General features: G+C 62.5%; 18 protein-coding genes. 7 read left to right on the top strand and 11 right to left on the bottom strand.

Annotated elements, in window-relative coordinates:
* The 4 genes from SVXhr_RS12180 to SVXhr_RS12165 form a co-directional block, all read right to left on the bottom strand.
* A complete protein-coding gene (locus SVXhr_RS12180; protein WP_275737466.1) occupies positions 1–477 on the bottom strand; it encodes a MaoC family dehydratase in 477 nt (158 codons plus the stop codon).
* 100 nt (positions 478–577) lie between these two features.
* The gene (locus SVXhr_RS12175) at positions 578–1,981 is read right to left on the bottom strand and encodes a glycosyltransferase family 2 protein (RefSeq protein WP_275737465.1); all 1,404 of its coding nucleotides are present in this window, start codon (positions 1,979–1,981) and stop codon (positions 578–580) included.
* The gene (locus tag SVXhr_RS12170; protein ID WP_275737464.1) at positions 1,981–3,084 is read right to left on the bottom strand and encodes a hypothetical protein; all 1,104 of its coding nucleotides are present in this window, start codon (positions 3,082–3,084) and stop codon (positions 1,981–1,983) included. Before SVXhr_RS12170 ends, SVXhr_RS12175 begins: the two co-directional genes overlap by 1 nt.
* Complete coding sequence (locus SVXhr_RS12165) at positions 3,081–3,461, bottom strand: hypothetical protein (RefSeq protein WP_275737463.1); 381 nt, start codon at positions 3,459–3,461, stop codon at positions 3,081–3,083. The genes SVXhr_RS12170 and SVXhr_RS12165 overlap by 4 nt, the downstream gene beginning before the upstream one ends.
* Before the next feature lie 539 nt (positions 3,462–4,000).
* Here SVXhr_RS12165 and SVXhr_RS12160 point away from each other — a divergent pair.
* From SVXhr_RS12160 to SVXhr_RS12140, 5 genes are all read left to right on the top strand, one after another.
* Positions 4,001–4,291: an AbrB/MazE/SpoVT family DNA-binding domain-containing protein gene (locus SVXhr_RS12160; RefSeq protein ID WP_275737462.1), complete on the top strand. Its 291-nt coding sequence runs from the start codon at positions 4,001–4,003 to the stop codon at positions 4,289–4,291.
* A 2-nt stretch (positions 4,292–4,293) separates the two neighbouring features.
* Complete coding sequence (locus SVXhr_RS12155) at positions 4,294–4,845, top strand: hypothetical protein (protein WP_275737461.1); 552 nt, start codon at positions 4,294–4,296, stop codon at positions 4,843–4,845.
* Positions 4,846–4,887: 42 nt separating this feature from the next.
* A complete protein-coding gene (locus SVXhr_RS12150; protein ID WP_275737460.1) occupies positions 4,888–5,436 on the top strand; it encodes a poly(R)-hydroxyalkanoic acid synthase subunit PhaE in 549 nt (182 codons plus the stop codon).
* Positions 5,437–5,441: 5 nt separating this feature from the next.
* Positions 5,442–6,719, top strand: a complete 1,278-nt coding sequence (phaC, locus tag SVXhr_RS12145; protein WP_275737459.1) for a class III poly(R)-hydroxyalkanoic acid synthase subunit PhaC — start codon at positions 5,442–5,444, stop codon at positions 6,717–6,719.
* 102 nt (positions 6,720–6,821) lie between these two features.
* On the top strand, positions 6,822–11,060 hold the full coding sequence (locus SVXhr_RS12140) for an LAGLIDADG family homing endonuclease (protein WP_275737458.1): 4,239 nt from the start codon (positions 6,822–6,824) through the stop codon (positions 11,058–11,060).
* A 50-nt stretch (positions 11,061–11,110) separates the two neighbouring features.
* Here SVXhr_RS12140 and SVXhr_RS12135 read toward each other — a convergent pair whose 3' ends face one another.
* On the bottom strand, positions 11,111–11,983 hold the full coding sequence (locus tag SVXhr_RS12135) for a transcription initiation factor IIB family protein (RefSeq protein WP_275737457.1): 873 nt from the start codon (positions 11,981–11,983) through the stop codon (positions 11,111–11,113).
* A gap of 69 nt (positions 11,984–12,052) precedes the next feature.
* Positions 12,053–12,475 carry an HIT domain-containing protein gene (locus tag SVXhr_RS12130; RefSeq protein WP_275737456.1) on the bottom strand — a complete coding sequence of 141 codons (423 nt, stop codon included), beginning with the start codon at positions 12,473–12,475 and terminating at the stop codon, positions 12,053–12,055.
* Between the two features lie 129 nt (positions 12,476–12,604).
* On the opposite strand from SVXhr_RS12130, the gene SVXhr_RS12125 reads away from it, so the two are divergent.
* Positions 12,605–13,612, top strand: coding sequence for a hypothetical protein (locus SVXhr_RS12125; protein ID WP_275737455.1), 1,008 nt, complete (start codon positions 12,605–12,607; stop codon positions 13,610–13,612).
* Positions 13,613–13,655: 43 nt separating this feature from the next.
* On the opposite strand, the gene SVXhr_RS12120 is transcribed toward SVXhr_RS12125, so the two are convergent.
* Positions 13,656–13,883, bottom strand: a complete 228-nt coding sequence (locus SVXhr_RS12120; protein ID WP_275737454.1) for a hypothetical protein — start codon at positions 13,881–13,883, stop codon at positions 13,656–13,658.
* Positions 13,884–14,041: 158 nt separating this feature from the next.
* Here SVXhr_RS12120 and SVXhr_RS12115 point away from each other — a divergent pair, with 158 nt between their 5' ends.
* Entirely contained in the window at positions 14,042–14,278 is a 237-nt protein-coding gene (locus SVXhr_RS12115; RefSeq protein WP_275737453.1) for a hypothetical protein, read from the top strand.
* Between the two features lies 1 nt (position 14,279).
* Here SVXhr_RS12115 and SVXhr_RS12110 read toward each other — a convergent pair whose 3' ends face one another.
* The 4 genes from SVXhr_RS12110 to arcS all read right to left on the bottom strand — a co-directional run bounded on the left by SVXhr_RS12110 (position 14,280) and on the right by arcS (position 18,007).
* Positions 14,280–15,356, bottom strand: a complete 1,077-nt coding sequence (locus SVXhr_RS12110) for an archaeosine biosynthesis radical SAM protein RaSEA (protein WP_275737452.1) — start codon at positions 15,354–15,356, stop codon at positions 14,280–14,282.
* 164 nt (positions 15,357–15,520) lie between these two features.
* Positions 15,521–15,772: a hypothetical protein gene (locus SVXhr_RS12105; RefSeq protein ID WP_275737451.1), complete on the bottom strand. Its 252-nt coding sequence runs from the start codon at positions 15,770–15,772 to the stop codon at positions 15,521–15,523.
* A 73-nt stretch (positions 15,773–15,845) separates the two neighbouring features.
* Positions 15,846–16,262 carry a VanZ family protein gene (locus tag SVXhr_RS12100; protein ID WP_275737450.1) on the bottom strand — a complete coding sequence of 139 codons (417 nt, stop codon included), beginning with the start codon at positions 16,260–16,262 and terminating at the stop codon, positions 15,846–15,848.
* A complete protein-coding gene (gene arcS, locus SVXhr_RS12095) occupies positions 16,259–18,007 on the bottom strand; it encodes an archaeosine synthase subunit alpha (RefSeq protein WP_275737449.1) in 1,749 nt (582 codons plus the stop codon). Before arcS ends, SVXhr_RS12100 begins: the two co-directional genes overlap by 4 nt.
* Between the last annotated feature and the right edge of the window lie 19 nt (positions 18,008–18,026).

Here is an 18,026-nt window from a genome sequence, read left to right as displayed (position 1 = left end):
TCAGGCGGGTTCCTCGTCGATCAACACGACAGCCTCGCCGTCGATGACTACTTCGTCCGCAACGAGGACCTGCGTCGACAGTCGATACCGCCCGCCATCAAGGGTGTCGACGACTTCGACTTCGGCGGTCGCCCGGTCGCCGATCCCCACGGGGCCTTTGAATTCGAACTCCTGGGAGAGGTAGACCACGGTGCCCGGGAACCGCGCCAGTGCAGCGCTGATGAGGCCCCCGACCAGCATGCCGTGGGCGATCCGGCCGCCGAACCGCGTTTCGGCCGCGTACTCGTCCTCGAGGTGGAGCGGGTTGGTGTCGCCGCTGGCCCTGGCGAAACTGGTGACGTCGTCGTCGGTGATCTCTTTGCTGAAGGTGACGGTATCGCCGACGCCGACGGCGTCGCTGTTTTCGACGGTTCGACTCCACTCCCATTCGGGGAGATCGGTACCGCCTTCGAGTGCTGTGTCCGGTGTATCGCTCATTTCGCCTGGTGTTTCGATGGCCTGATACAAAACTGTGGGGTAATCGACAGAATCGGCGTGGGAGGTCACCGCCGTATGTATCGATCCGTGAAGCGAGCCCTCAATCGGTGTTCAGGGTGGACCGTTCCATTTCACCCCACGAGTTCTCGCCGCGGACATATTCGAACAGTCCCTGGACGGCCACGAACGTTCGCCACTGGCGATAGCCGATGAACTCCACCACGGCGAGGCCCATGAGCTTGAGCACCTGTCGGGGATGGCCGTACTGTCCCGAACTCCAGACTTCGGTGAAGATGCTGATCCACGTCAACAACACACCGAAAAACATCGTGCCGACGAACACGAACAAAATGGGTTTCAGCGAGACTACACCGACGGCCAACATCACTGGCAACAGCAGGTATCCGATCGCTTCGAGGATCCGCCCGATCCCCTCACCGATACAGAAAAACGGGAGCGCGAACATGCCGATCCGGCCGTACTGCCGATCGAACATGGCGTCGTAATGTTTGACCATCGTCTCAACGAGCCCACGGAACCAGCGGCGGCGCTGGTTCGCCAGTGTGGCGATGTCCTCAGGCACTTGTGTATAGACGAGCGGGTGAAGCAGGTAGCCAACACGATAGGGGCGATCCCGATCGATCAGGTGGCGGTGTAATCGAACTGTGAACTCGATGTCCTCGACGATCGAGTCCTCATCGTAGCCACCCATCTCACGGACCAGATCGGTCCGGAACAGTCCGAATGCGCCCGAGATAAGAATGAGGCTCCGGAGTTGATCGAGGCCGAGGCGACCGGAATAGAACGCACGGATGTACTCGACCTGCTGGAGGCCCGCAAGCAGGTTCGAGGGCAGTTTCGGTCGTGTCATCAGTCCCTCGTCGATGGTCGACCCGTTGGCGACGCGGATGGGGCCACCCACCGCAACCATTTCGTCCGGATGTTCGAGGAACGGCCGGACCATGTTCGCAAGGCAGGTCGGCTGGATGATCGTATCGGCGTCGACGATACAGAACAATTCGCTGTCCGTGAGCCAGATACCCGCGTTGTGGGCGTCGCCCTTTCCGCCGTTTTCCTTGTCGACGACGCGCAAATTCTCGACGGCGTTCGACTGGTAGACGCCGTGGACTGGTTCACAGGGTGCATCCGACAGCATCGGTGGAACCTCCAACTCCGTCAGCGAGAACTCCTCGTCGAGTACCGCAAGTGTCCCATCAGTCGAGCCGTCGTTGACGACGACGATCTCGAAGTTCGGGTAGTTCAGATTCAGGAACGACCGCACACTCTCGACGATCACGGTTTCTTCGTTGTACGCCGGAACGAAGACGGCGATATCGGGGACCAGTGGATCCTCGAGCACGTCATAGACCGGTTCCCAGGCCCGACCAGTTACTTGCTTTCGCATTCGAATCACTGCCGCCAGATGGATGAGCAGATACGACCCACAGATCACCACCAAAAACGTGATGCCGATCACCGGCAGAAACGTATCGAGCAGCCACATTAGATTCGGACCTCCCGCCGTTCTGCCTCGCCCTCCTCGGGCGCGAGAAGCGGCTGGTTCTCCCATTCGAGATCCCAGGGTGCCCGCCAGTTGATCGACCATCGGGGCGGTTGGATGTCCGTCTCGGGGTGGTTTCGATCGAGCTCCGTGGCCACGACGTGTCGTCCGATTTTGCTCGGTTCGCGATCCGCGATCGAACGAATCAACTCCTGGGTCCGGAGATCATCGACGTCGGACAGCTGACGAAACGCCGCAGCACGGACCCGTATCGAGGGATCGAGGAGCACACTGTCTATATCGAGACGGGGTGGGACGCTTCCGGTGGCTGAGATGTACGGTTCCAACGCGTTGACGGCCCCAGCCCGGATCGCCGGCGAATCGGCGCTCAGACATACCCGGAGCCACGACGTGACTTCCGGTGTCTCAACCCACTCGACGCGACGCAGGATCGAGAGCAGTTGGACGACCAGCGTGGTGTCCCATGATTTCCAGGCCGGTGTCTCACGGATGAGGGTCGCGGGGTTCTGACGGACGATGCGATATAGTGTGTACAATGCGAACCCGGGAAGTGGTTCTCCCGGCTCTACCAGGAGTTCAACCGCACGGGACCGATCGCCGGAATCCTGCATATGTCTTGCGATTATCGCCCGCTCATACTGGGTCTCGGCAGTGGCTATGCCACGATCGACATCAAGCCTGGCGTCGAGCAACAACAGCGTGACGAGTCCGCGATGTCGGTGCGTTTCATTATCGGAGGCAAGCTGTCGGCGGGCTCGAGTGTCGATATCGAGTGCGACAGCGAGGGTCGAAATATTTTCCCGGTAGGCCCCTGAGACGCTCTCCAGTTGCTTTCGGGTCTCCCTGCGAAGGACGTATCGCTCGACAAACGAGAGCTCGGTAATCCACGGCACCCACTCAGGATCGTCGCTTGTGGCCCGCGCGACGATTTCCGGCCGGAGGTCCCCGATCACGGATTCGACGTAGCGATCCCGGTAATGACGGGTCACCGAGATCGCTACGAGAAGGGTCCCCGTCGTCACCAACCCGGCAGCCGATAGGACAGCGAACAGCCGATATGCGTCCGCAACGGCTCCTTCGATCATACGTACCTCCACATTCGCTGGGCGATCCGCTCCGGGTCGACCGATGGAAAGACTTCCAGTCCCGGGCGCTCAGACACTGCCAGGAGAGTCGCGTCCTGTCCTGACAGGCTCAGATCGACCCGGCTACGATAGTTGAACAGAAACACCCCAACGGTCCCGGAGTACCCGTCAGCGAGTTCTCGTCCGAACGCGACGCCATCCGCCCGCGGGAGGACGGCATCGATGACGAACACCTCCGGCGGGCCGTTGTTCGCGATGAACTGGCGACACTCACTGGCGAACGGTCTGGCAACTGCTTTGAAGCCGTCGGATGCTAGCCGCTCGGCCAGGACCGACCGGGTCGTCTCGTCGTCCTCAACGATCAGCGCATCAACCATTGCTCTCGTGGGAAACCCCAATGGGTTCCAGTCTGTGCTGGTCCGTCCGGGTCAGACACGTCCTCCCTGTCGGGCCTGCCTACGTCTGCAGGTCTGATCGGTCGGGTGTGCTGACCGGGCCGGTCCAACGGCAGACGCGTTGCTTCGCTCCGTTTTGCCCACGAGACGGATCTGTAATCGGTTGTCCCCTCCACCAAGGACACAGGGCTCGTACCCACCATAGTATCAATTCCATTTCCAGTAACGAAATCCAATGCCAAGTAGTTCACGATTATATACATTTTGAATATACTATAGATATGTATATTCCCGCCATTACAGCCCCATCGGTCGATCGCCTCCGGAGCGTGGGCCGGGATGGCGATGTCTTCGATCGGTGTATCACTCCGGATGTGGTGGGCCGTAGGACTGTGATCGGCCGATCGCCCCCGGTGGCAACTGCACTATTGGACGAGTCGTGCGTTCGCTGCCATCTAATGGTTTTCAATGGTATTGAGAGGAAAGCTTAAGTATCTGAAAGGACTATCTACAGTTGACCGATGACAGACGAGGACGACGGCTTCCCATGGCCGCCGACGATGTTCACGGAAGCGAGCGAGAAGGCGCTCGAACAACAGCAGGAGCTACTTCGCCAGATGACTGGTGGGGGCGCGACCGGACTGGACATGAACCAGATCGGGACGATGAGTAAGTTGGCGACGTTCAAGACCCGTGTGCAGAGCGGCGGTCGGCTTTCCATCCCCGATGCCGAGCGCGAGGCGCTGGACATCGAAGAAGGCGACATCGTCCAGGCCGTCGTCCTCCCGGTCAAACGCAACCGGAGTGACTAACAATGGCAGACTACACCACGCCCGTAACGACCGTCTTCGAAGCACAGCGCGCAACCATCGAACAGAGCCAGAAGGCCCTCGAACAGACCGTCTCCCTCCAGCAGCGGATGAACGAAGCCGTCATGGGGAGTTTCGAGAGTCAGGAGTCCGTCCAGCGTCGCGGCGTCGAACTGAGCCAGACGGCCGTCCACACGTACCTCGATGCGATCGAATCGAGCGTCCCCGGCGTCGAGCCGGCCGTCGAGGAACTGCGCTCGACCGTCGACGAGCAGTTCGAATTCCTGCTTGAGAACCACGCCGAGGCCTTCGACGCCGTCGAGGAGGAACTCGGTGAGGGTGCCGAGGCCTACGACGAGATGACCGCCGATTCGCTGTCCGCCCTCGACGATCAGATCTCGATGCTGATCGAGGCCCACGAGGACTTAGAGACGCAGTCGGTCGAAGCCGTCGAGGGGATGGCCGATCAGGTAGCGGACCTCCAGGAACAAGTCGAGGAAGTCAGCGAGCAGATTCAGGACGTCCAGGAACAGGCCGCCGAGGCCGTCGACGCCTGAGAGGGACGTAGTTTTTTCTTACCAGCGCACACGTGATAAACCATGAGCGATAAGAACGCGGACATCGGCGCGGAGTACAGTGAGATGGTCGAGGAGATGAACGAGGCCGTCGCCGAATCGGTCGAGCAGAACATGCAGGCCCAGGCGGCGTTCGTCGAGTCCTGGTCGGAAACTCTGTCGGATTCGGTGATGGAAGACGACGAACTCACCGAGGGCATGGAGGGGTACAACCAGGCGGCGGAGGTGTGGATGGACGCCGCCGAACGGATGTTCGAACGGTCGGCCGACGCGGCTCAGGGCGAGGACGTCGATCCCACCGAGTTCCGTGATATCTGGCTATCCTCGGCCAACGAGGCCGCAAAGGAGATCATGGGCACGAGCGCGTTTGCTGCCGCCAACGGCCAACTCATCCAGTCCATGCTCGAGATGCGCCAGGAGGCCGACGACCTCAGCCAGGAGGCCATCGCGGACCTTGGCTTTCCGACCCGCGGGGACGTCGAGGAAGTCGGCGAACGGCTGGTCGAACTCGAACGCCGTCAGCACGCGGTCGAGGAGAAACTCGACCGTGTTCTCGAGGCCGTAGAGGAGTGATCGACATGCCAGACCCAATGAGTGCCGCGATGGACGTCCAGCGCCGGGCGCTCGAGGAGATGACTGCAGCCGGCGAGACCGCCGAGGTGCTCGACGACCGTCTCGAAACGATGGCCGACGTCGAGGTCGGCACCACACCTGCCGACGTCGTCTACGAGGAGAACAAACTCGAACTCCTCCACTACGATCCCGAGGCGGCAGGCATCGACGTTCCGGAGGACGAACGCGAGGACGTTCCGATCTTGATCGTCTACGCGCTGATCAACAAGCCCTATATCCTCGATCTCCAGCCCGACCGCTCGGTCGTCCGTCGGTTGCTGGAAGGGGGCCACGACGTCTATCTCATCGACTGGAACGAGCCCTCGCGGCTCGATCAGCACCTTACCCTGGAGGATTACGTCGAGCGCTACATCGACAACTGCGTCGACACGGTTCGGGAGCGCTCGGGCCAGGACGCGATCAACATCCTCGGGTACTGCATGGGCGGGACGATGAGCGTAATGTACAGCGCCCTCCATCCCGAGAAAATCAATGCTCTCGGACTGATGGCCACCGGACTGCACTTCGAGGAGTCGGGCGGCGTCCTCGAACAGTGGGGTGCCGAGGCGTACTACGATCCCCGGCAGGTCATCGAGACGTTCGGGAACGTCCCCTCGGAGTTCTTAGACGAGGGCTTTGCCCTGATGGATCCGATCGACAACTACGTCACCAAGTACGTCCGCTTCGTCGAGAACCTCGACAACGAGGATTTCGTGAAGAACTTCGCACGGATGGAACGGTGGCTCGATGAGGGCGTCGACGTCGCCGGCGCGACCTACGCCCAGTTCCTCGAGGACATCTACCAGGGTAACAAGCTCTACGAGAACGAACTCTATCTGGGTGACCAGCACGTCGACATCGACAACATCGACATGCCGGTCCTGCAGATCGTCGGCGAGTACGACCATCTCGTCCCGCCGACGGCGAGCAAGCCGTTCAACGACGTCATCCCCAGCGAGGACACCGAGATCATCGAGTACTCGACGGGCCACGTCGGCATGGCCGTCTCCTCGAGCACTCACGAGGATGTCTGGCCCCAGGTCGCCGAGTGGTTCAGCGACCGGTCCCGCGGCTCGCCCGACGTCGAGACCGTCGACGGGATCGGCCCGACCTACGCCGAGCGCCTCCGGGCGGCCGGCATCGAGACCGTCGAGGACCTGGCCGCCTCGGATCCCGAGACCGTCGCCGAGCTCGCCGAGGCCCCGCCGGGCCGCGTCGAGGACTGGTTCGAAGCCATCGAGTGAGGACGCGTCGGTCGCCGCCGGCGTTTTGTTTTTGCCGTCCGTCCACTTCCACCCTGGTTTGCGAACCTTCTTGGGGCAGTGCGCTCAACAGTGGCTACTATAATGGCTCGCGCGGAGAACACGGAGTTCATCGATCTCTTCGAGGAGTTCTATCGCGATTACTACCGCAACGAGATCGGCGAGCTCGCCCAGAAATACCCCAACGACCAGAAGTCGCTGTTCGTCGACTACCAGGATCTCTATCGGTTCGACCCCGACCTGGCGGAGGACTACCGCAACAAACCCGACCAGCTCCAGGAGTACGCCGAGGAAGCCCTCCGACTCTTTGACCTGCCGATCGACGTGAAGCTCGGCCAGGCTCACGTCCGGATGACCAACCTCCCGGAGTCGACGGATATCCGGGATATTCGAGCCGACCACCGCGGCCAACTCGTCAGCATCCAGGGCATCATCCGGAAGGCCACCGAGGTCAGACCCAAGATCACCGACGCCGCCTTCGAATGCCAGCGCTGTGGCACGCTCACTCGCATCCCCCAATCGACCGGCGACTTCCAGGAACCACACGAGTGTCAGGGCTGTGAACGCCAGGGCCCCTTCCGGATCAACTTTGATCAATCGGAGTTCATCGACGCCCAGAAGCTCCGGGTGCAGGAATCCCCGGAGGGGCTGCGCGGCGGGGAGACGCCACAGAACATCGACGTCAACATCGAGGATGACATCACCGGCAACGTCACCGCGGGCGATCACGTCCGGGTGACCGGCGTGCTCAAACTCGATCAGCGTGGCAACGACCGCGAGAAGTCGGCCATGTTCGACGTCTACATGAACGGCGTCAGCGTCGAGATCGAGGACGAGGAGTTCGAGGAGATGGACATCGACGAGGACGACAAAAAGGAGATCGTCGCCCTCTCTGAGGAGCGGGACATCTACGAGCAGATGACCGACTCCATCGCCCCCTCGATCTACGGCTACGACCAGGAGAAACTCGCGATCGCGCTCCAACTCTTCTCTGGCGTGACAAAACATCTGCCTGACGAGTCTCGGATTCGGGGCGATCTCCACGTGCTTCTAATCGGGGACCCTGGTACAGGTAAGTGCCAGAAATATGACACTAATGTGACACTGGCCGATGGGACACGGCGAGCATTGGGAGACATCGTCGAATCGAATCTCGACGATCCTGTTCCTGTTGACGATGGATGGTACGATACGACTGACTTCCAGGTACAAACGCTCGGACACGATGGAACAGTCACGCGAAAGCGAGTAACCAAGGTTTGGAAGCGGGAGGCCCCCGAGAAGTTGTACACTATTCGAAGTCGAAGCGGTCGTGAAGTAACCGTGACGCCGTCTCATCCATTGTTTGTCCAATCTGGCCTCGGTCTCGAACCCCGCACGGCAGAAACGTTGGCTGAGGGGGACTTTCTTGCGGCCCCTCGTCGGTTAGCTGAGAGTGGAGACGATCGACTATCGATATCACATTATACGGTCGATCGAGATCTGGCGAATCACCTCGAGACACCGTCCGAGATCACACCACGTCTTTCGCGCTTACTCGGGTACATAATCGCGGAAGGACACGTGACTGATAGCGAATCTAACGGATCGGTCGTCGTCACGAATGCCGACGAAGAAATCCTCGAGGACGTGTCTGCCTGTTGTGAGTCGTTGGGGTTGCGGACCACGAGACGTGCACATCACACCCGTGATTCCGTCGATATCGTCACATGTTCATCCGTTGAGTTCGTCGATTTCCTCCACGAACTCGAACCGGCTATCCACGAACGATCCGCCGAACAGCGCGTTCCGGATCCTCTCTTCCGTGCATCTCTCGAAAACAAGCGGGCGTTCTTGCGCGCATACGTCGACAGCGAAGGGACCGTCTCACCGAAGGAGCGTGAAATCGCTGTCGCCTCAATGAGTCGGGAACTGCTAGACGGTGTCCAAGCGCTCCTTCTCGCGTTCGGCATCAACGCACATCTCGAATCCCGACAGAACGGAAGTTACCGTCTTCGGATCAGTGGGACTGATTTCCGCACGTACGTGGATCGAATCGGATTTGTTACCGACCGAAAAGCAACGGCGTCACGTGCGTTCACAGACACACCATCGAACACGAATACAGACGTCATTCCAGGCCTTTCGGAAACGCTACGTGAAGTCCGTGAAGCTCTCGCGCTCACACAAACAGATTGCGGCGTTCCCAGAACCACCTACCAGCATTACGAGCGCGGCGACCGAAACCCGAGTCGCGAATCGCTCCGCGCCGTCGTCGATGCGTTCGAGGAGCGACTCGCGTGGCTGAAAGACCAGCGCGACGGGCTGGCTGGCGAGGACTGGGAGACGATCGTCGAACTGCGGGACGAACTCGGGATCTCACAGCAATCGCTCGCCGACGGGATGGACGTTACCCAGACAGCGATCAGCTACTACGAGCGCAACGAGGTTGCACCCGACGGCGGTGAGACGGTCGCCGCCAGCGGGGTCGTCTGCGACCGACTCCAGGAGGCGCTCGCCGTCGAATCCACTGTCGACCGATTGGGTGATCTCGCGACGAACGACGTTCGCTGGGATCGCATCTCCTCGATCGAAACGGTCGAACCCGACGATGAGTGGGTGTACGACCTCGAAGTCGAGGGGACCCACAGCTACGTTTCCAACGGTGTCGTCTCGCACAACTCCCAGATCCTCCAGTACATTCGCCACATCGCACCGCGGTCAGTTTTCACCTCGGGGAAGGGGTCGTCCAGTGCTGGGCTTACTGCTGCGGCTGTGAGGGACGACTTCGGCGACGGCCAGCAGTGGACGCTCGAGGCCGGCGCACTGGTGCTGGCCGATCGCGGGATCGCGGCAGTGGACGAGTTAGACAAAATGCGGTGCGTTACTGGGGATACTCTCGTGCAGGCGGGTGATGGACAACGACGAATCCGCAAACTGGCCAGCGAGGCTGCCAAAGCGGGATCAATCGAGGAACTCCCGAACGGGCGCACGATACGGGATGTCGATCTCGACGTGTGGACGATGACCGACGATAATACGCTGACGAAACGCCCGGTGACGGCCATCCACGAGTATGACGCACCCGAGACACTCTACGAGGTGACGCTTTCGACCGGCGAAGCAGTGACTGTCACGCCGGATCATCCGTTCTTCATCGAACAGGACAGCGGGAGAGTCGAGACACCTGCCGAAGAACTGCAACCCGGCGATCAAGTATACGTCCCAGAAGGCGCAACGATGGCAACTGACGGTGGAACAGCCCAAATCGACACCTCATCCGATCGCCTTGGCCCGGCGGCATCCGGACTCGGCGATATCGGGCTTCGAACGGTCGAACACGTCGAGAGCGTCCCGGACCACGACTACGATTCAGTGTACGACCTAACTGTGGAAGGCACCCACAATTTCCTCGCCAACGGAATGGTCGTTCATAATTCCGAAGACCGTTCGGCTATGCATGAAGCCCTCGAACAACAAAGTATTAGCATATCCAAGGCTGGAATAAATGCAACACTCAAGTCCCGCTGTTCGTTGCTCGGGGCGGCAAACCCCAAGTACGGCCGCTTCGATCAGTACGAGCCCATCGGCGAGCAGATCGACCTGGAGCCGGCGCTGATCTCCCGGTTCGACCTCATCTTCACCGTCACCGACGAGCCCGACGAGGAGGCGGACGCCGAACTGGCCGAGCACATCCTCCGGACGAACTACGCGGGTGAACTCAACACCCACCGGGAGCAAAACAGTACCTCGGACTACAGCGCCGAGGAGGTCGCGAACGTCACCGACACGGTCGCCCCGGAGATCGACCCCGAACTCCTCCGGAAGTACGTCGCCTTCGCCAAGCGGGACTGCTTCCCGACGATGACCGAGGAGGCCAAAGCCGCGATCCGGGACTTCTACGTCGAGTTGCGGACGAAGGGCTCGGGCGAGGACGCGCCGGTGCCCGTGACGGCCCGGAAACTGGAGGCGCTAGTGCGGCTCGCCGAGGCAAGCGCCAGGGTGCGACTCTCGGATACCGTCGAGGAGGAAGACGCCGAACGCGTCATCGGGATCGTCCGCTCGTCGCTGGAGGACATCGGGATCGATCCCGAGACGGGCGAACTTGACGCTGACGTGGTCGAGACGGGCACCTCCAAATCCCAGCGCGATCGGATCAAGAACATCCGCGGGATCATCGCCGATATCGAGGAAGAGTACGACGAGGGCGCACCCGTCGACGTGGTGATCGAGCGCGCCGAGGAGGTCGGGATGGAGGCCTCAAAGGCCGAACACGAGATCGAGAAACTCAAACAGCAAGGCGAGGTGTACGAACCCCGTACCGACCATCTCCGGACGACCTGATCGTCTCTACGACCGGTTTCTACTCCCCCGTTCTCCGCCGCTTGTGCGCGTTAGGCGTTGCTGTGCACGTCCTGATACGTCGACCTGAGTGTTGCGGGTGCCACCCCGGCGACATCCGCAACCTCGCGTTGCGTGACGTCGATGTTCCGCTCACAGGCCGCCGTATATAGACACGCTGCTGCCACCCCGCTCGGCGCACGGCCGCCGGCCAGATTCTCCTCGGAGACGAACGCCGCGAGTTCACGAGCCCGACGCTCGATGTCGACGTGGAGGTCGAGCCGACTGGCGAACCGGGGCAGGTATTCCCGGGGATCGATCGGCCCGGTTTCCAGCCCCAGTTCGCGGTTGATGGCAGCGTAGGCCACTGTGAGTTCGCTTTCGCTCGCATGGGCGACCGTCGTGATCTCTTCGATCGTCCGCGAGACGCCGGCGATGCGACACACGGCGTACACCGCGGCGGCAGCCATCCCCTCGATAGAGCGCCCGTGCAACAGCCCGTCCCCCTGGGCTGTTTCGAACAGGACGCACGCCTCGTCACGGAAGTTTCGAGACAGTGACAACCGGCCGACGAGCCGGCGGATCTCCATGATGCCGTACATCAGGTTCCGCTCGGCCTTCGAAGACGTCTGGGACCGACGATGTTGGCGGCGCAACCGCGCGATCCGGCGTCGGCGTCGCGGCGGTGCGCCACGATCACGCCCGATCCGGGTTGACAACCCGTGATCGTGACGCGACCGCGAGATCGGCGGTCCGGTCCGTCGTCGGTCGGTCGAGTCGTCATCGAACGATCGCCATTCCGGTCCATGGTCGACCCGCACTTCCGAGACGACCAGCCCGCAGTCCTGGCAGATCGCTTCACGACCGTCACGCATCAGTTCCCCCGAACATTCCGGGCATTCCCCCGATGTGCCTGGAGCGTGCACAGCAACTATGAAAAGACAACTCAACGTAATTAATCTATTGATATTACTGTAAACTGAGGTTGCCGAAAGTCAGATCTCGGCGGCAATCACGGTAGCGAGGTCCGATTGCTCGGCAGCTGAACGGTGTGGGCGATCGTCGAAGAGTGCGTGGATCGGCCCGGCGTCGTCGTCCGGAAAGCGCGGGACGACGTGGGCGTGAACGTGGGGGACTTCCTGTCCCGCGGACTCGCCGTTGTTGACGGCAACGGTCGTCGCCGGTGCGTCGAGGGCCGCCTCGACGGCCGGGACGACCTCGTGAACTGCCCCGTAGAACCCCGTCGCCGTCTCGGAGGGGAGGTCATCGAGTCGCTCGTGGTGGTCCTTGGGAACCACGAGCGTATGTCCCTTCGCGAGCGGGTTGGCGTCCAGAAACCCAAGGGCGTCGTCGGTCTCGTGGACGGTGTGACTCGGCAGTTCGCCGTCGATGATTGCACAGAACACGCAGTCTGGCATATCCGAGTGAACGACCGCCCGTCCCAAAAACCGCCGGGTCCTGGCTGTAACTCGTCGCGTCCGGTTACAACGCGTGGCCCGGACGCGCTGCGGGTAGCTTTTTTAGCGCTCTCCGTATAGTCAGAATCGATGACGTTCGACTTCGACCCCGCTACACAGACGACGTGGTTCCACAGTCCGCTGGAGGACTTCGAGGAGGTCTCAGTCGAGACCGAGATCCGCGAAGATCCGCTCACAGGACGCCAGTCACGGATCGTCTCGGAGAACTTCGTCCGGCCGGAGGGCGACCCCGACATCGATGCCGTCGTCGGGGACAGCGAAGGGTGTTTTTTCTGTCCCGACATGGTCACAGAGGCGACGCCGACCTATCCTGACTGGGTCGGGTTCGACCGCGGCGAGTGGGGCGAGGCGACCTCGTTCCCCAACCTCAACCCCTACGGCGACCACTCCAACGTGGTCGTCCTGACCGAGGATCATTACGTCCCGATCGACGAGTTCACCGTCGAGCAGTTCACCGACGGGCTGGCGGCTGCCCTGGAGTTCGTCACCACCGCCTTCGAGTCCGACGCCGCCGACGAGTACGCCTCGATCAACATGAACTTCCTGCGGCCGGCCGGCAGCAGCATCATCCATCCCCACATGCAGACGTTGGTCGACGAGTGCGGGACGAACCTCCAGGCCGACCGCGCCCAGGCGGCCCGCGCCTACCGCGAGGAACACGACGCCTCCTACTGGGAGGACGCGGTCTCGGAGACGACCGAGACCGACCGATACATCGGCTCGACCGGCGCCGTCGAGTGGGTCGCGCCGTACGCGCCCAAACACCACCGCCACGTCCGCGGCGTCGCGCCGGGCGTGGACGTCCCCGATCCGACCGATCCGGTCGTTGAGGACCTGGCGGCCGGGATCGTCAACGGCCTCCAGTACTACGGGTCGGCCGGCCACAACAGCTTCAACCTCGCGATCACGCTCCAGGACGGCGATCCGGCGAACCCGCCGGTGATCGACCTGGTCGCCCGGGCGGTCTTCGAGCAATATTACTGGTCGGACTCACCGTTCTTCGCCACGCTCCACGACGAGAGCGTCGTCGACGTGCCGCCAGAGGACTACGCCACGGAAGCGGCCGCGTTCTTCTGAGCTGGGCTGATTTTTGTCTCGACCGTCGCCGTGAGCCAGGCCGCTACTCCGTCAGCGGGAGCACGATGCCGAACATGAGCGGCGCGATCAGGCCGATCAACACGCCGAGGATTTCCAGGTCAAGCAGCAGCGTCGATACCCACCCCTCTAACTGACCGACGAGTGCTGGACCGACGATGTGGCCCAACGCGCCGATCGACAGGAGGGCAACGCCGAGGAGAAAGCTGTTTTTCGTCCACGATGCATAGTTTATATTCCGAGTAGGTGCCATCTTCGTCGCATATCTCGGGAGAAAATATAACGATTTCGTCACGCGTCTCCCGGATCGGACACGATGGTCGCTCGACGCATCAGCAGGCTGGCGAGCACGTCCTCGGCCCGACGACGGAACGAAAAGAGTCATAATCGCCGGTTCTCGTAGGAGGGTGTATGTTAGATGTTGTAGTCGAGCAACTCACTGGCGTCGCGATGGCGCTTTTGGCCGGCGTGCTGACGCTCGTGGGATTTATCGCGGAATCCGCCGGGTTCGAAAACCTCACCGCCGGCCAGCAGATGGTCGGCGTCTGGGAGATCGTCGTCGGCGCGCTCCTCTTGATCGCGGGTGCGAAACTGATCCGGGACGAAGCGCTGCCGCGGATCATGGCCGTCACCGACGACTCGACCTGACTCACTGCGCCAGCGGCAACGAATAGCTCTTCTCGCGCTCGCGGACGGCTTCCCAGGTCCGCTCACACTCACACTCGACCTGCGTGAACACGCTCGGGTCCTGCCGGAGGTTGAAGTCCTTGATCGCCGTCTGGACGTGCTCGTCACACTCCCCGCAGTTGTGGGGCCCGCGATCGCTGCCGTGGCCGACGGGGTCCGAAACGACGGTGACGTCTTCCTCGACCGTTTCCCGGAGGACCTCGGCGACACTCCAGAGCCACGGCGGGCGGTAGCCACCGTCGAAGTATAGCTGCTCGACCATGGTATAGCGCTGGACGTTCGTCGGGTTCATCGAGACGGTGTGACACCCCTCGACGGCCCCACATCGCTCGACAGAAGCGATCATGTCCTCGATGGCCTCGCTCTCGCTGAGGAACGGCGGCTTCATCAGCAGGTAGGCCTTCACGCCGGCGTCGGCGGCGACGGCCTCCGTGCAGGCATCCTCGAAGTCGGCGAAGTCGAAGTACTTGTTGACGCAGTCGTGGCGGACTCGGTCGGTCGCCGTCTCCAGACCGATCGCCACGTCGGTTTCCAGGCCCTGCTCCCGGAAGTCGGCGATCTTCTCCCGATCGACGAAGTCCGGGAGCGATTCGACGACGATCCGATCACGGTCGCCGAAGCGCTCGGCGATAGCCTGGCGGGTTTCGGCGGGTACCTCGCGCTCGTCGAGGAAACTCCCTGAGGTGTAGATCTTGACCTGCCGGCAGGTACCGTCGTGGGTTTCGCGCTCCTGTTCCAGGGCGGCGTCGATCTGTGCCATGAGGTCCTCATGGGCGACCGTGCCGCCGTCGACACTCTCGGCGACGTAGCCACACATCGTGCAGCCGCCGGCCCGGGCCCACCGACACCCGCCGGTGTTGAGGACGATGGTCAGCGAATCGACGACGCCGTCGGGCGTGTTGTCACGGTCGATCCAGACCCGGGTGGGTTCGTCGGGTTCGTAAGAAGCGTCGTTACGGGACCGGATCTCCCGCATCACTTTGTTGTGGGCATCCATGCCCCGTCCCTGCTCGTAGACGTCCGGACTCGGCTGGCTCATTACTGCAGGATAGCCGGTCAGTGCCTAAAGCCCCTGCGGGACGACCGGCGGTAGTGTTCAGATACGGATCTACCGAGAGTGATACTGCACTGAATGCCCTCGCCAGTTTCGGTCCCGCGACTCTCACGGGTCACTTCGTTCCCCGTTCGAGCAAGACGAGACGCTCACTCTGTTCGCGTCTCGCGCTCTTCTTCCGCCCATTCCCGACCGGCCTGTTCGACCCGTTCGCGCTGCTCCGCGGAGACCCCCGACTCGCGTGCCGCCTCCAGCTGGGACTCGATGAGCGAATTGAGTTGTGGGCCCCAGAGGTCCGGTGGATTCTCCTGGATGTAGGCCACCCATCGCTCAATCTCCGCGCGGCGCTGCTCGCGGTTGCGCTCGTGTTTCTCGGCCAGTGGCTCACTCGAGTCGGTCATACTCGTCCTCGACGCCGAGCGCGTCTACCCATCGTTCGAGTTCGGGTACATTGAACTTTTCTCGAATATCCGCTCACGATCGCCGAAACCCGAGTGCCGACAGCGCGGCCCGGCCGTAGGCCCACACGGCGACCACCACGACGGCCCCGACCGCGTCCGCGAAGATGTCTCCGACGGCAAACGACCGGTAGGAAATAAACAGCTGAACGAGTTCGAGCAGGGTGCCGTAGGCGACGACGATGACGGGGACGACTGCCGGATGGAGCGTCGGGCCGTCGGGCGTATCCAGCAGTGCGTACACCAGCGTCAGGCTGAAGAAGGCGTAGCCGAAGACGTGCAGCCAGGTCGCCTGCGTGAGCAGGCCGAACGGTCCCGATCGGGCGATATCCGACGAAGGCTCCACGACCGCCGCGACGAAGAGGATCGCCGCGACGACGATGACGATCAGCCACCGTAGCGGTCGATCGACCGGCCGGGCCCCCGCGCTCATTTCTCTTCGACGTGGCGGACCTCGCTGGCGATACCGCGCGAACTGGCGACCATCTCCGGCCCGCTCATGTTCGCCCGGCCGATCGCGAACGCCGAGGGACCCTCGAAGACCACCTCGTCGCCGACGCGGATCGACTCGTCAGCGTCGATGATCCCCGGCGCGAGGACGCTGCCGTGCGGGACGAAGTCGTCGATCTCGACGCGCTTCGTGGGGACGTCAGCGTCGACCCACTGACGAGCGCCGGCCAGCGTCAGCGCGAGGACGCCGTACTCGGGCACCATCGCGGCGAGTTGCTCGCCGTCGTCGTCTCGAACCCGGAGCTTCGGATAGCGACTCTCGACGCTGAAGTCCCCGAAGAGTTCGTCGCCAGCGCCCGCGCCGAACTGGTAGTCGGCGATTGCCCGAATGACGTTGTGCTGGCGCTCGCGCTTGCGATACTTTTGCTCGCCCGAGAGGGCCTCCGAGAGGTTCGCGAGCGATTCGTCAGTCGTGGGGTGATCGGCGACGGTGTACTCGAATTCGCGATCCAGCCGGTCCTCGACGCGCTCGGTGATCGCCCGGTAGTCCTCGGGAACGTGGGCGATCACGCGCGGGTAGTCGTTGGCGGCGAGGTAGGCTTCGAGCACGCTGGCGACGAATTCGATCTCCGTCTCGGACCACCGCCCGGTGACGACGGTGTCGTAGTGCTGAGCCGGGTAGGTGAGTTCGAGTTCCTGGGGGACGACGCCGATCGGCGAGGTCATCGAGGCGACGTGCCCGCGGTAGTTGATCGCCTCGCGGAACTGGCCGTGGCTCTGAGAGTCGCTGTATGGTTTCGTCGCCGAGCAGGGCACGAGCACCAGCGGCGCGTCGAAGCGGTTGCGATAGCGGTCGGTAACGCGCTCGGCGAAGCGCTGGATCTCGACCCGCCGAAGCGTGTCGTCGGTCGACGCCGTGATCTCGGCCTTTCGGAGTAGCGGCGTCCGCCCTTCGAGGTAGTCGTACTCGTCGTCCAGCCGACGCATCGCCGCGGTCAGCCACTGCTCGTGGCGGGCCTGGCCCTCGATGTAGTCCCGAAGTTCCCCATCACGGATGCGGTTGCGGACGGTCCGGAGCTCGGCGTCGAGGACGTTCGTGTTGTGCTCCACGCAGTCTTCGCGGTCGAAATCCGCAGCGTCCTGCTGACACGCTGGACACGAACACGGGAGTTCCTCGAGGTCGGCGAGTCGATACTCGCCGTCGCGAGTGAGATACCACCCCTGCGTCCCGCGGATCACGGCTCGATCGCGGTCGAAGAGGTCGACTCCAGCGTAGGCCAGCGTCGCGACGTTGCCGGGCGTGGCGACGCCCGGAAGGTAGAGGCCGGCATCCGGCGGGATCGACTCGCGAGTCTCGACAACTGCGTCGACGAACGCCTCGCTGTGGCCGACCAGGCCGGCCCCGCCGGCGAGGACGTACGCGTCGGTGCCGTGATCGGCGGCCGTCTCCGCGGAGACGACGGCGGCGCTGGGATACTCGACGTCCGGGACGGCGGGGTCGAAGGCCGTCTGAACTTCCTCGGGCGTCCCGGCCGGGAACCCGCGGTGGGGCAGGACCGTCAACTCGTCGTCGCTGCCATCGGGGACCTGGCGATCTTCCGTCCAGAGGTCACCGGCGTCGACGAGCACGTCGTCGATCAGCGCCGGCGTGGTGATCGACGCGGCCAGCCTGAGGTCGCCGATCCTGGCGGCCCCGTCCCGGTCGATCACTTCGAAATACTCGGTCATGGAACCCATTCGGAGACGC

Source organism: Halorhabdus sp. SVX81, from assembly GCF_029207715.1.
Classification (GTDB): Archaea; Halobacteriota; Halobacteria; order Halobacteriales; family Haloarculaceae; genus Halorhabdus.
This window is presented reverse-complemented; position numbering and strand designations above follow the sequence as displayed.